Raw genomic sequence first — 13,564 nt, 5'->3', positions numbered from 1 at the left:
TATGTCTTTTGTAGAAACTCAGCAGCAGTTTATGGCGCATATTAGAGATCCAGACAACCACCCAGCACCTGAAGGCATAGAAGCCCGGCGCTTAAGAATCTACCAAGAGCTGTTTTTTAATAATGTCGAAGGCTTTGTTGGCAGTGCGTTTCCTGTACTTAAAAGCTTATATAAAAATGCAGATTGGTTGGCGTTAATTAGGCTGTTTTTTGTTAAGCACGATTGTCATTCGCCATACTTTTTAGAGATTAGCAACGAATTCTTGCAGTTTTTACAAACAGAATACGAGCCCACTGAAGTTGATCCTGAATTCTTGTTAGAGCTTGCTCATTATGAGTGGCTAGAGCTAGATGTGGCAACGACTATTGAAGCAGAGAATGAGCTATCAATTGAAGTACAAGCACTTAAAGATGTTGAAATTAGCTTGGCAAGTACAGCCAGAGTTGCACATTATCAATATCCGGTTCATCAGATCAGTGAAACCTTTAGGCCAACTAAAACAGTAGGGCAAACGTTTAGCTTTGCATTGTATAGAGACGAAGAGGACGATGTTCAGTTTGTCGCACTAAACCCGATGACGGCCTTAATGTTGTCAGTGATTGAAGCCAATGATGGTATGCAACTCACTGACATTGTGGATGTTATAGCGGAGCAAGTGCCTCAGTTTACCGTTGCGCAGCTGCGGCAAGGGGCACAGCATACACTAGCTGAATTCGCGGATCTTGGCATTATCAAAACAAAAAACCTTTAAGCTATTGGCAACATCGACTATTATACGGCCTGTTTTTGTCGTGCTTAAACTCGGACTAGGGCGCTAGTCAATGCTTTCTGCTGCTAGGCAGTTTGCGCGAGTTGTAAAATTAAAGGTAGTATCTATGTCTAAAGGTGACTTTAAAGATCCGTTCAATGCAAAGTATTTCCTTGCATTTGTTGCTGTATTCGCTGGAATTGGCTGTTTAAACGCGATTCTAGGCTGGGCAACAGCGCTTGCATAAGTCAAGCTGAACGTATTTACCTAGAGGCTGCTATATGCAGCCTTTTTCGATTGTATACAGATATATACCAATTAGTCTTAATACTTGCTCAATTTGAAGGAGCAAATCTGACGCTAACTGCGTTAAAAATTTCTCATTTAGAACAACTAAATCGCAAAACTTTCGCCTTGTTATCGACAAGATTTTCTCGCCTCAAAATAGATCACTTAATTAAGCTAATTGGTATAAAATACTCACTAAATTGGTCGCTTTTCCTCCATCCTGACACACAAAGTCACTCAGTCGGTTTCAACCGGATAGAAAATTGTTATAATCTCACTCTTTTGTAATAAACTTAAAGCAAAGCAATTATGACGACAGAGAATATGTCATTGATCAAAAATAGTATCGCGACGGTTCCTAATTACCCAAAACCTGGGATCATGTTCCGTGACGTGACTTCACTTCTAGCAAATCCAGCTGCGTTTAAGGCAACAATTGATGCGTTCGTTGCGGCTTATAAAGATGGCGGCTTCACTAAAATCATCGGTACTGAATCGCGTGGTTTTATCTTCGGTGCACCATTGGCGTATGAGTTAGGTATTCCTTTTATTCCAGTAAGAAAGCCGGGTAAATTACCGCGTGAGGTGATCAGCCAGTCTTACCAGCTTGAATATGGTGAAGATACGCTTGAATTACACTCAGATGCGATTGAAGCAGGTGATAAAGTGCTACTTGTTGATGATTTACTTGCAACAGGTGGTACTATTGAAGCAACAGCCAAACTGGTTAAACGCTTAGGCGGAGAAGCCACTGATGCGGCGTTTGTTATTTCATTGCCTGAGCTTGGTGGTGAAAAGAAAATCAACGATCTTGGGATCACAATCCTTTCACTTGTAGAGTTCGAAGGCGAATAAGCATGAGCTATCAGGTTCTGGCGCGAAAATGGCGTCCGCAAAACTTCCATGAATTAATGGGGCAAGAGCATGTTAAACAAGCTCTGGTCAACGCACTCAATGAAAAGCGTTTACACCATGCCTATTTATTCACAGGAACACGTGGTGTGGGCAAAACAACCATTGCTAGGATCTTTGCTAAAAGCCTTAACTGCGAACAAGGCGTTACTTCAACGCCTTGTGGTCAGTGTAGTGCCTGTACTGAGATTGAAACTGGTAAGTTTATCGATTTAATCGAAATTGATGCGGCTTCTCGTACAAAAGTTGAAGACACGCGAGAAATCTTAGACAACGTACAATATGCACCAACTCGTGGTCGCTACAAGGTTTATCTCATCGATGAAGTGCATATGCTGTCGAAGCACAGTTTTAATGCGCTCCTGAAAACCTTAGAAGAGCCGCCAGAGCATGTAAAATTTTTGCTCGCCACAACCGATCCACAAAAGTTGCCTGTGACTATTCTGTCTCGTTGTTTGCAGTTCAATCTGAACGCAATGACACAAGGACAAATAGTTGAACAGCTAGAGAAAATCCTGCCGCTAGAGCAAGTTGCCTTTGATCCAGTAGCGCTACAAACGTTAGCGAAAGCCGCTGATGGCAGTATGCGTGACGCTCTAAGTTTGACCGATCAGGCTATTGCACAAACAAATGGCAATTTAACGGTGCCTGCAGTGCAATCTATGCTGGGACTGATGGATAGTGCGCATGCGGTCATTTTGCTGTCTGCAATTTTATGCCACGACGGTGAAGCCTTACTCAATGCGATTGAAAAAATAGCACTACAAAACGGTAATTTTGTCAGTGTGCTGGACGATTTAATTGCGTTATTGCATGTTATTCAGCTCACTCAACTCGTGCCTAGTGCTGCGCGGTTATCAAATTTTGATAACAACGACATCAAGCTATTTGCCGAGCAATTAGCACCGCAACAGGGCCAGTTGTTGTATCAACTGCTGTTGAATGGCAAAAAAGACCTAAAGTGGGCACCCGAGCCTAAACTTGGGTTTGAGATGGTCATGCTGCGCTTAATGGCGTTCGAAAAAGAAAGTCATAGTGTAGTGCCTAGCGCTCCTGTGAGCCAAGAGACTTCTGAAAAGCAAAGCAAAGTAGGGGATTTACGAGCGCTGTTAAAAAAGCCAACGGAAGATAACGCTACGGTAGCGGCATCACCTCAGGTACAGCCGACAGCAACACCTACATATGCACCAGAAGCAACGACATCAACCACGCAACAAACAACACAGTATGAGCCAGTGTCGCCAACGCCTGCTGCGCAAAGCCAAGCACCAGTTGCCTCTGTGTCATCTGAGGCGGAGATGGCCAACCAATACGACAGCATCATGTCACAGGCGGTAGAGCAGGGGTTCCAAGAACAAGTTCCTGCACATCATCATGAAAGTGCGCCAGTTGATGATGCTGCATACGCGCAAATGGCATCGCAAAACCAAGAGGATTGGCCTCGATCTAAGGTGCAAAACCAAAACGCTTCAGAACCTGCTGCTACAGCAAGTGTTACCGAGCAGCAAAACCAAGCCCAGTCAGCAATCGCACGAATTTTAAAAAATCGTAATATCTCTGGAGCGGGTCGATTGGTGGGAGCCAATGGTGAGGTAAAAAAGTCTGAGGCGCCTAGTGCGCCAATGCCAATAGAGCAAGCGCCAGCCACGACGGTAAGCACACCTGAGTATAAGCCTGAGCCGCAACGCGCACAGCCAGCAGCACCTCGCTTGGCACCAAAAAAGCAAAAGAAAGAAGCGTTTCAAGAACGCCATAAACCTATTACGGAAAATTTAGCGCCAGAACTGCTAGAGCAGCTATCACCGGTAAAACAAGATGATAACGAACAAAGTATTCAAGTGGAGATCCCTGCACCGGAAAACTTTGTTAGTCCAATCAGTGACATTAAGTTTGCTCACCAAAGCGACGATTGGGCAAACATGATTGAAAAGATGCAATTAGGTGGTCGGATTCGCCAGTATGCATTACACAGCGTGATAACGCAGCAAGGCGCGCAGGTACAATTGCAAGTAGACGCGAGTCAACAGCACTTAGACTCCGCAGTGTTGAGAGAGAAACTAACAGAAAGCCTAAGCGCATTATTCGAGCAGCCAATAACGCTTGAGATTAACTATATCGACACGGTAAACAACACGCCGTTTTTGGTACAGCAACAATTAGATGAGCATAGGCTTGTCCAAGCTAAAGCGGCGATGCGAGACGATCCACTCGTCAGCGCATTTGTCCAAGAATTTGACGCAATGCTCGACGAAAATAGCGTTCAGGCATTGTAATTAAGGGCGTTAGCCCTTATCTTTTATCACAGTAAACCAAATTGAAGTATAAGAGAGCAGAATATGTTTAAAGGCGGAATGGGCAACATCATGAAGCAGGCGCAGCAAATGCAAGAGCGCATGGAAAAAGCCCAAGAAGAGATCAAGAGCCTAGAAGTAACAGGTGAAGCAGGTGCAGGTTTAGTTAAAGTAACTATGCTTGGTAGCCACAACGTACGTCGCGTAGAAATCGACGAAAGCCTAATGGAAGACGATAAAGACATGATCGAAGACCTACTAGCCGCTGCGGTAAACGATGCAGTCCGTCGCGTAGGTGAAGAAACGCAAAAGCGCATGTCAGAAGTCACCGGCGGCATGCAAATGCCTCCAGGCTTCAAAATGCCGTTCTAATTTAGAATCCCATAAAAATAGCGCCTTCAGGCGCTATTTTTTTGTTTAAAAAACTCAATTGTATCTGTCATCATTATTACACATATTTAGACACACATTAGGTGTCCCATAACTCAAGCATTACTGAAGTCATCTTACAAATAAAAAATAAATTATGATTATGCTTTGCCTACCAATCAGCAAACCCGCCACAACTTGAATCATCAAAGGTATCCGAACTAGAAAAATCATTATCAAAGCACGAGTTGTGATCAATACCATCGTCTGTGGACGTCACTCCATATGGGCTTCCATTGATATCAACATTGCCACACATTGGTGAGCCATCTACATTTACACTTGGCTCACTATTAGAAACTGAAACGGAAGAACTAAACAAGAAGCTAAATAACTCCATAAAAATCACCTGTCTTAACATTAAGTTACTGACAAATTGTCTCAAAAATGCTAGCTTTTGAAAGCACTTTCGTAGTCGTTAGACGCCTACAAGCGCTTCGCTTAAGAAAAGCAAAAATAGAATTAAAAAAGGGTGATATAGGGACATAGATAAACCGTTTGATTGCAATATAAATTATCTCAAACTCATCACTAAATAATGGTATCGCTAAGTCAAACTAGATTAAGTTCAGCCGTGCCTAATTATGTTCCCTACCTAAACACACCTTTCCCCAATATGCGCATAGCACACCAAAGCGTGTATTGGTGATAAATAAGAGATTTATAGGGTTATGCCGCTGCCAATTAGGGCATAAGTCTAAAATACATTGATAAGTAGTGCTGTAGATAGCGACTACTTTTGGAAGGTTGAAATGACAACGAACACAAACTTCTCTCAAACCGCTGCCTTCATCTGGTCAGTAGCTGACTTACTTCGCGGTGACTTTAAGCAATCTCAATATGGTCGCGTTATTTTACCTTTTACTCTACTACGTCGCCTTGAGTGTGCATTAGAAGAGTCAAAAGACGATGTTGTTGCGCAGGCTGAAAAAGTAAAGGCCATGAATCTTCCTCAAGAAGCACAAGAGAAAATGTTACTACGAGCGACAAATGGTTTGTCATTTTTTAATACCTCACCAATGAACCTTGGTAAAATGGGCCAGAGTAATATTAAAGACAACCTTGAAAACTACATTCAGTGCTTTTCAAAAGATGTCCGTGAAATCTTTGAACATTTTAAGTTTGATGAATTTGTTGGCCTACTTGACGATACTAGCCTGCTTTACAAGGTGGTTAAAAAATTTGCCACTACAGACTTAAGCCCTAAAGTTATTTCAAACCACGACATGGGTTTGGTGTTTGAAGAGTTAATCCGTCGATTTGCCGAAAGCTCAAACGAAACCGCAGGGGAGCACTTTACCCCGCGTGATATCGTGCGGTTAACTACGTCGTTGGTATTTATGGAAGACGATGATGCTCTAACCAAAGAAGGTATTATCCGCACCATATACGATCCAACAGCAGGTACAGGCGGTTTCCTATCATCAGGTATGGAATATGTGCATGAGCTAAACCCGAAAGCAATGATACGTGCCTTTGGTCAAGAACTTAACCCAGAGTCATATGCAATCTGTAAAGCCGATATGCTGATCAAAGGGCAAGATGTTAGCCGTATTAAGTTGGGCAATACCTTATCAAATGACCAACTACCATCAGAACAATTTGACTATATGTTAGCTAACCCACCATTTGGTTTGCATTGGAAAAAAATTGAAGACGAAATCAAAGGAGAACACACTTTTAAAGGTTTTGATGGGCGTTTTGGCGCAGGACTACCGCGTGCATCAGACGGTTCGTTGCTGTTCTTATTGCACCTGATAAGTAAGATGCGAGACACTACCTCTATTGAAGGAAATTTCGGTGATGGTGGTCGTATTGGTATTATCTTAAATGGTTCACCAATGTTTAGTGGTGGAGCAGGAAGTGGGGAGAGTAAAATCCGTCGTCATATTCTCGAAGCCGACTTACTAGAAGCCATCATCGCTTTGCCAACAGATATGCACTATAACACGGGTATTGCGTCTTACATCTGGGTTATTTCCAATAAAAAAGAAGCAAAACGAAAAGGTAAAGTGCAACTTATTGATGCTTCGAACTTGTACGGTAGAATGCGTAAGTCATTAGGATCTAAACGTAACTTAATAGGTGATGACGATATAAAAACCATCACTCGTGTCTATGGTGATTTTGAAGTGATAGACGCGCGACCTGTAGATAAGCCCCTCGCTTCACAAGGACAAGAAAAATCTAACCGAGGCCACCAGTCAGCTGTTACTAAAACAGAGACACCTAAACCCTTCGCGAGTAAAATTTTCAATACCTACCAGTTTGGCTATCGCCGTTTAACCATCGAACGGCCGCTACGTTTATCTGCACAAATCACCGACCAAAATGTGGAGTCATTACGCTTTGCACCTAAGCCATTTGATGCAGTGATGAAGTCTGTTTATGACTTGTTTGAAACTAAATGGACTGAGGAAACATATGGAGATTTAAAATCTTATGAGGAAGAAGTCCGTATACTTGTAAAATCAGACTTCCCTGAACTGACAGAAAAGCAAATTAAAGACCTACTTGATAGGAAAATTTGGCTAAACCAAAAAACATTAATGGAAAAAGCTGAAAAGCTAAAAGCAGAGATTGGCACTGAGAGAGAAAATGATTTTAATCAGTTTGAAATGAACCTCAGAAAAGCTTATGAAATTACTGGTGTTAAGCTTTCACCCAAAGAAAGGAAACAATTTCTTGAAGTGATAACATGGAAAAGCCAAGATGCCGAACCTGTAATCAAAAAGGTAATAAAGGAGCCTGCAAATCCTATTTATGGATTATTCAACTACAAGGGGAAAGTAGTTGAGTTTGAGCAAGACAGTGACCTTCGTGATTTTGAAGATGTTCCTCTATTATCTGGTCTAACAGCTTTTGAACTTGCTAAGAAATATTTCTTAAGTGATGTAAAGCCTCATGCAGAAGATGCATGGTTAAACGCATGCAAAAAAGACGATATAGATGGACAGCTAGGCGTTGTTGGTTACCGAATAAATTTCCAGTCATATTTTCAAAAGATTCACCCAAGAGATAAACTTCTTCAAGGAAATATAGTTCGACTGAAGGAACTTGTTCGCCTTAGCGATACAGGGGCCTATATCATTGAACCCTTCAACGGTATGGCTAACGAATTTTCCGGACTGAGTGAACAGCGAAAAAAATTGAAACCAGCACGTTTTGATTTCTATCAGGAGAAACTTCTTCCTGATTTTTATAATATTTTTATAAAGCTTGAAGAAGGAAAAGATTGGCTCGACGGAAACTTTATGCCCACAGCTTCAGGAGTAAGAAATGTAGCTATGTCTACTTGGTTAAATACTCGTATTTCAATACCAACGATAGGAAATCAGTCGAAATTAATAGACTTTTGGGAAGAGTGTGAAGCTGTTTTGAACCGAGTTTCTTTGCTTAAAAACTCTATATTCCGTGACTTTCAGTCTGCCCAAGAGCAGTTATCACCATATCAAAGTGTTGCTAGTCGATATGAACAAGAGTTTTCTTCAATGTTACCAACTCCACTTGCAATACTCTGGGAACTTGCTGAATCGAAATTTAACGAAAGAGAGAGAAGTGAGGAATACATAAAGTTCTTTGAATATCTTGGATTGTATTTAGTTTCAATTGTATTTGGAGAACAAAAGCCGCTTAAGAATACTTTTTGCAACAAAAAAGGTGAGTTTAAAAGTTTAACAATGGCTTTTGGCTACAATCGTCTTTCTGAACATATGGGACGTATAAGCTCAGATCGTGGAGTTGTAAGTTTAATATGTGGTAGCGAGATAATTGAATTACTTCGTGAAGCCACACAATTAAGGAATGATATAGCGCATCGCGGCTTACCTTCTGCCGCAGCTGTTAAAAAAGCAAAAGAGAACGCTCAACGTTTAATTAAAACAATGCAGCTTGAGCTTCGAGAGTTTTTTGAAACGACAACTCTTATAAAGGCAATACAAGCCAAATATGATGGAAGTGAGTTCTTAAATGAAGTTGAGGTTCTAAAAGGTTTAGGACTTAATCCAAGCAAGACAGCGCAGCTCAAGACATCTGAGCCGATGATCTCGGAGATGTTGTATTTAGCACATGGGGAATTATCCATAGAGGAAAATGTAAGAGTTACTCAATTGTTCCCATTGATGGTGATGCATGAAACTTTACCTGATAGTGAAATAATGGGTTTTTATTTCTATAGCGATGAACATGATGACAATTTACGTTTCGTTTGTCCTTATCCAAACGTTGAAACGTACAAATTTTTCGATCAAAAACTTTTAAAAGATAACTTAGATGACTAAACAAAACTTCTCTCAAACCGCTGCTTTTATCTGGTCTGTAGCTGACTTACTTCGCGGTGACTTTAAACAATCACAATATGGTCGCGTTATTTTACCTTTTACGCTACTACGTCGTCTTGAGTGTGTTTTAGAGGAATCAAAAGACGCTGTTGTTACACAGGCTGAAAAAGTAAAAGCCATGAACCTGCCTGAAGAAGCACAGGAAAAAATGCTTCTTCGAGCGACAAATGGTGTGTCATTCTTTAATACCTCACCAATGAATCTTGGCAAAATGGGCCAAAGTGATATTAAAGACAACCTTGAAAACTACATTCAATGTTTCTCAAAAGATGCTCGTGAGATTTTTGAACACTTTAAGTTTGATGAGTTTGTTGGCCTGCTTGACGATGCTAACCTGCTTTACAAAGTGGTTAAAAAGTTTGCCACCACAGACTTAAGCCCAAAAGCGATTTCAAATCACGACATGGGTTTAGTGTTTGAAGAGTTAATACGTAAGTTTGCTGAAAGCTCTAACGAAACCGCAGGGGAGCACTTTACTCCGCGTGATATCGTGCGTTTAACAACCTCGTTGGTATTTATGGAAGACGATGATGCTCTAACAAAAGAAGGTATTATTCGCACCATATACGATCCAACAGCAGGTACAGGCGGCTTCCTTTCATCAGGTATGGAATATGTGCATGAGCTAAACCCAAAAGCAGTGATGCGTGCCTTTGGTCAAGAGCTTAACCCTGAGTCATACGCTATCTGTAAAGCCGATATGCTAATCAAAGGGCAAGATGTAAGCCGTATTAAGTTGGGGAATACGCTATCAAACGATCAACTTCCATCAGAGCAATTCGATTACATGCTATCTAACCCACCATTTGGTGTGGATTGGAAAAAGATAGAAGGTGATATCAAAGATGAGCACACCCTAAAAGGCTTTGACGGTCGCTTTGGCGCAGGTCTTCCGCGTGTATCCGACGGCTCGTTACTGTTTCTTATGCACCTAATCAGCAAGATGCGTGACACAAAATCAGTTGAAAATACCGTTATTGATGGTGGACGTATTGGTATTATCTTAAATGGCTCACCACTCTTCACTGGTGGGGCAGGCAGTGGCGAGAGTGAGATCCGCCGCCATATTCTAGAAGCCGACTTACTTGAAGCGATTATTGCCTTGCCAACCGATATGTTCTACAACACAGGTATCGCCACCTATGTTTGGGTACTGACTAATAAAAAAGATGCTGAGCGCAAAGGCAAAGTACAATTAATAGATGGCTCTAATTTATGCGGTAAAATGCGCAAATCACTAGGCTCTAAACGTAACCTAATGAGCGATGATGATATTAAAACCATCACGCGTGCTTTTGGTGATTTTGAAGTGATTGACGCACGTCCTTTAGATAAACCTGTTGAAGAAAAGTCTAACCGAGGTCGTCAGTCAACGACGACTAAAACAGAGGCACCGAAAACCTTTGCTAGTAAAATTTTTAATACTTTTGAATTTGGATATCGACGAATTACGGTTGAGCGCCCACTCAGGCTTTCATCGCAAATAACTGATGAAGCCATTGAATCATTGCGTTTTGCACCAAAGCCATTCAACTCAATCATGCAGCGTATTTATCAAGACTTTGGCTCATCATGGACTGAAGAAATCTATGGTCAGTTGAGTGAGGTTGAAAGCGAAATCCGCGCACTTATTAAAGCTGAGTTTAGTGAGCTAAAAGAAAAGCAAATCAAAGATGTACTGGATAGCAAAATCTGGTTGTTCCAAAAAGTGTTAATGGAAAAAGTGCAAAAGCTGCAAGTTCAGTTAGGCGATACTTTAGGCGGTAAAGGAAATCGCTCTGATGACTTTAATCAATTTGATATTGACTACAACAAAGCGCTAAAAGCGATAGATGTTAAATTTGATGCTAAAGAGAAAAAGCAATTCTTAGATGCTATTACTACTAAAAATCCAGATGCAGAACGCGTTGTTGATAAAGCCTTAAAAACGGATGCCGATGAGCTTTATGGTGCGTTTGAATATCAAGGCAATGTAACAAAGTGGCAAAATAAAGTGGTGTCATTCAAACAAGATGGTGACCTGCGAGATAACGAAAATGTACCTCTTGATCCGAGTGTTACTACGTCAACGTTGGTTGAAACTTACTTTACTAAAGAAGTGGCATCACACGTCGCCGATGCTTGGATCAACGCCACTAAGTGTGATGAAAAAGATGGCGAAATAGGTGTTGTTGGTTATGAAATTCCATTCACAGGACTATTTTACGAATACCTTCCGCCTAGACCTCTAAAAAAGATTGATGAAGATTTAGATGTTGTTAGTAAAGATATCGTGAAGCTTCTACAAGAGGTGCATTCATAATGGGCAGGTATAAAGAGTATCAGGAATATAAAAACTCTGAAGTAGAGTGGTTAGGAAAAGTACCTCTAGACTGGGATATAAAAAAAATAAAGTATCTTAGCCCTGTAAAGAGAGGTGCATCCCCTAGGCCGATTGATGACCCGAAATATTTTGATGAAGAAGGCGATTATGCATGGGTTCGCATTGCGGATGTTTCTGCTTCAGACACCTATCTTTATCAGACTACTCAAAAAATGTCTGAACTTGGTAGTTCATTGAGCGTAAAGCTAGAGCCAAATCAACTTTTCTTGAGTATCGCTGGTACGGTGGGCAAACCATGTATTAATAAAATAAAAGCCTGTATTCACGATGGTTTTGTATATTTTCCAGACCTAAAAATTCCAAATAAATTCTTGTATTACGTATTTGCAGGTGAGCAAGCATATAAGGGTTTGGGTAAGATGGGAACACAGCTTAATTTAAATACTGATACTGTTGGTGGCATAAAAGTAGCGATACCTAAAGCAGAAAAAGACATTCAAACTATTATTAATTTTTTAGACTACGAAACCACCAAAATCGATACCCTAATCGAAAAGCAGCAACAGCTTATTAAGTTGTTAAAAGAAAAGCGCCAAGCGGTGATCAGCCATGCCGTAACTAAAGGCTTGAACCCAGATGCACCGATGAAAGATTCTGGTGTGGAATGGTTAGGTGAAGTGCCTGAGCACTGGGATATTAAAAAAGCTAAATATTTATTTGAATTTGTAACGAGCGGCTCTCGCGGGTGGGCGGAGCACTATTCTGATGAAGGTCAATTATTTTTTAGAATTGCTAACTTAACAAGAGACACAATCGAACCTAAGATGGATTCAATTCAAAATGTCTCTCCTCCTATTGGTGCTGAAGGTCAACGCTCTAAAATAAAACTAAATGATTTGCTTATTTCAATTACTGCCGACCTTGGTTCTGTTTGTGTTGCAAATGGCTGTGTTGAAGGTGGTTATGTTAGCCAACATGTTTCATTATGCCGACCCAACTCACTGGTTAAATCATCACGATGGTTGGCTTACTTTGTGTTGTCTGATTCAGCGAAAGATCAGCTGCTTAGCTCGGGGTATGGCGGGACAAAAGTGCAATTAAGTTTGGAAGATATCAGAGAGTTGGTGACACCCTTCCCGCCAGAAAATGAACAAATAGAAATTGCGGATTACATTGACTCCAAATTAATTAAGTTTGAAAGCTTAATGACCAAAGCGGATGAACAAGTCCAATTATTAAAAGAACGTCGCACAGCTTTAATTTCAGCAGCAGTCACAGGCAAAATTGATGTACGTAGTTGGAAAAAGCTCGAAGTTAATGAAGAGGAAGTGGCTTAATGGATTTAAACTTATGGAAGGGAATTTCTGATTTTATTGCAATTGATAAATACCCGACATTACCTTGCCCTCACTGCAACAAGCATTCCCTGATATTAGACCGAGATAGCGTACAAACCCGTGTCGCTCCAGAAAAGGTGTTACTTGACGCCAATAGAAAATACCGAGGGGAAAAGCAAAAGCAGCAGCAAAGTAGCCAAAAAAGCATTGAAACGATAAGAAAAGCAAATGGAACTTGGTTACCATTGTTAGCAGCGGTTTATAGTGTCTATCAAGACAGTGTTGCAGCCATCAATGGTACGCCATTTTTATTCAGTGCCTTTTTTAAGTGTAATGAGTGTAAGCAGCACGTATCAGCAACGGGACTTTTATTAAAGCCCGCAAAAGGCTTTAGTGATGTTGAAAAAACACCACACATTAAAGTTGATAACTTCTCACCAACAGTGCCAATTTTTCCATTATCAAGTAATACACCAAAAGTAATTGGTGAAGAGCTGTTTGATGCATTTAAACACTTTCATTTTGATCCGCCATCATCTGCTTCAAAGTTGCGCAGAGCAATTGAAAAGTTCTGTGACGATATGCAAGTTGAAGGCAGTAACCTTAATCGAAAAGTACAAAATCTTGCTAAAACGCATCCAGAAGAAGCTGCATACCTTGAGCCATTAAAGTTAGTGGGTAATGAAGGTACGCACGGTTCAAATGTTGAAGAGTTAGATTTGTTATACGCATTCCAAATGTTCCAGTTTGTATTGGAATTATATGACAGAAAGGCGCGCTTTGAATCGTTACAAGAAACGTATGACAAATTAGCAAATAAAGTTGGCAGAGAGCGCTTGCAACTTACACACAAAAAAGAACAAGCAGTTGAAGCGATAGAAACGGAATAATAAGAA

General features: G+C 40.8%; 8 protein-coding genes and 1 pseudogene. 8 read left to right on the top strand and 1 reads right to left on the bottom strand.

All coding sequences use genetic code 11. The features are described 5' to 3' along the window. The first annotated feature begins 1 nt into the window (after position 1). The 4 genes from EXT48_RS10760 (at position 2) to EXT48_RS10745 (ending at position 4,611) form a co-directional block, all read left to right on the top strand. On the top strand, positions 2 to 751 hold the full coding sequence (locus EXT48_RS10760; protein WP_130164464.1) for a DUF2063 domain-containing protein: 750 nt from the start codon (positions 2 to 4) through the stop codon (positions 749 to 751). A gap of 594 nt (positions 752 to 1,345) precedes the next feature. Next, positions 1,346 to 1,891, top strand: a complete 546-nt coding sequence (gene apt / locus EXT48_RS10755) for an adenine phosphoribosyltransferase (RefSeq protein WP_130164463.1) — start codon at positions 1,346 to 1,348, stop codon at positions 1,889 to 1,891. Positions 1,892 to 1,893: 2 nt separating this feature from the next. Continuing rightward, positions 1,894 to 4,221: a DNA polymerase III subunit gamma/tau gene (dnaX, locus tag EXT48_RS10750; protein ID WP_130164462.1), complete on the top strand. Its 2,328-nt coding sequence runs from the start codon at positions 1,894 to 1,896 to the stop codon at positions 4,219 to 4,221. Positions 4,222 to 4,284: 63 nt separating this feature from the next. Then, positions 4,285 to 4,611: a YbaB/EbfC family nucleoid-associated protein gene (locus tag EXT48_RS10745; RefSeq protein WP_010368987.1), complete on the top strand. Its 327-nt coding sequence runs from the start codon at positions 4,285 to 4,287 to the stop codon at positions 4,609 to 4,611. A 169-nt stretch (positions 4,612 to 4,780) separates the two neighbouring features. On the opposite strand, the gene EXT48_RS10740 is transcribed toward EXT48_RS10745, so the two are convergent. Beyond that, positions 4,781 to 5,008, bottom strand: coding sequence for a hypothetical protein (locus tag EXT48_RS10740; RefSeq protein ID WP_130164461.1), 228 nt, complete (start codon positions 5,006 to 5,008; stop codon positions 4,781 to 4,783). A 412-nt stretch (positions 5,009 to 5,420) separates the two neighbouring features. Between EXT48_RS10740 and EXT48_RS23865 the strand changes: the two are divergent. From EXT48_RS23865 to EXT48_RS10720, 4 genes and pseudogenes are all read left to right on the top strand, one after another. Further along, positions 5,421 to 6,980, top strand: a pseudogene (locus EXT48_RS23865) (N-6 DNA methylase); the annotation flags it as partial. A 1,960-nt stretch (positions 6,981 to 8,940) separates the two neighbouring features. Beyond that, positions 8,941 to 11,310: a class I SAM-dependent DNA methyltransferase gene (locus EXT48_RS10730; protein ID WP_130164459.1), complete on the top strand. Its 2,370-nt coding sequence runs from the start codon at positions 8,941 to 8,943 to the stop codon at positions 11,308 to 11,310. Further along, positions 11,310 to 12,668, top strand: a complete 1,359-nt coding sequence (locus EXT48_RS10725) for a restriction endonuclease subunit S (RefSeq protein ID WP_130164458.1) — start codon at positions 11,310 to 11,312, stop codon at positions 12,666 to 12,668. The genes EXT48_RS10730 and EXT48_RS10725 overlap by 1 nt, the downstream gene beginning before the upstream one ends. Next, a complete protein-coding gene (locus EXT48_RS10720; RefSeq protein WP_130164457.1) occupies positions 12,668 to 13,558 on the top strand; it encodes a DUF4145 domain-containing protein in 891 nt (296 codons plus the stop codon). Before EXT48_RS10725 ends, EXT48_RS10720 begins: the two co-directional genes overlap by 1 nt. Positions 13,559 to 13,564: the final 6 nt, after the last annotated feature.

This window comes from Pseudoalteromonas sp. CO348 (genome assembly GCF_004208845.1).
GTDB lineage: Bacteria > Pseudomonadota > Gammaproteobacteria > Enterobacterales > Alteromonadaceae > Pseudoalteromonas > Pseudoalteromonas maricaloris.
This window is presented reverse-complemented; position numbering and strand designations above follow the sequence as displayed.

Coding starts and splice junctions, on each gene's coding strand:
- EXT48_RS10720 (WP_130164457.1), top strand. CDS start 12,668: ATGGATTTAAACTTATGGAAGGGAATTTCTGATTTTATTGCAATTGAT.
- EXT48_RS10740 (WP_130164461.1), bottom strand. CDS start 5,008: ATGGAGTTATTTAGCTTCTTGTTTAGTTCTTCCGTTTCAGTTTCTAAT.
- EXT48_RS10725 (WP_130164458.1), top strand. CDS start 11,310: ATGGGCAGGTATAAAGAGTATCAGGAATATAAAAACTCTGAAGTAGAG.
- EXT48_RS10760 (WP_130164464.1), top strand. CDS start 2: ATGTCTTTTGTAGAAACTCAGCAGCAGTTTATGGCGCATATTAGAGAT.
- apt (WP_130164463.1), top strand. CDS start 1,346: ATGACGACAGAGAATATGTCATTGATCAAAAATAGTATCGCGACGGTT.
- EXT48_RS10730 (WP_130164459.1), top strand. CDS start 8,941: ATGACTAAACAAAACTTCTCTCAAACCGCTGCTTTTATCTGGTCTGTA.
- dnaX (WP_130164462.1), top strand. CDS start 1,894: ATGAGCTATCAGGTTCTGGCGCGAAAATGGCGTCCGCAAAACTTCCAT.
- EXT48_RS10745 (WP_010368987.1), top strand. CDS start 4,285: ATGTTTAAAGGCGGAATGGGCAACATCATGAAGCAGGCGCAGCAAATG.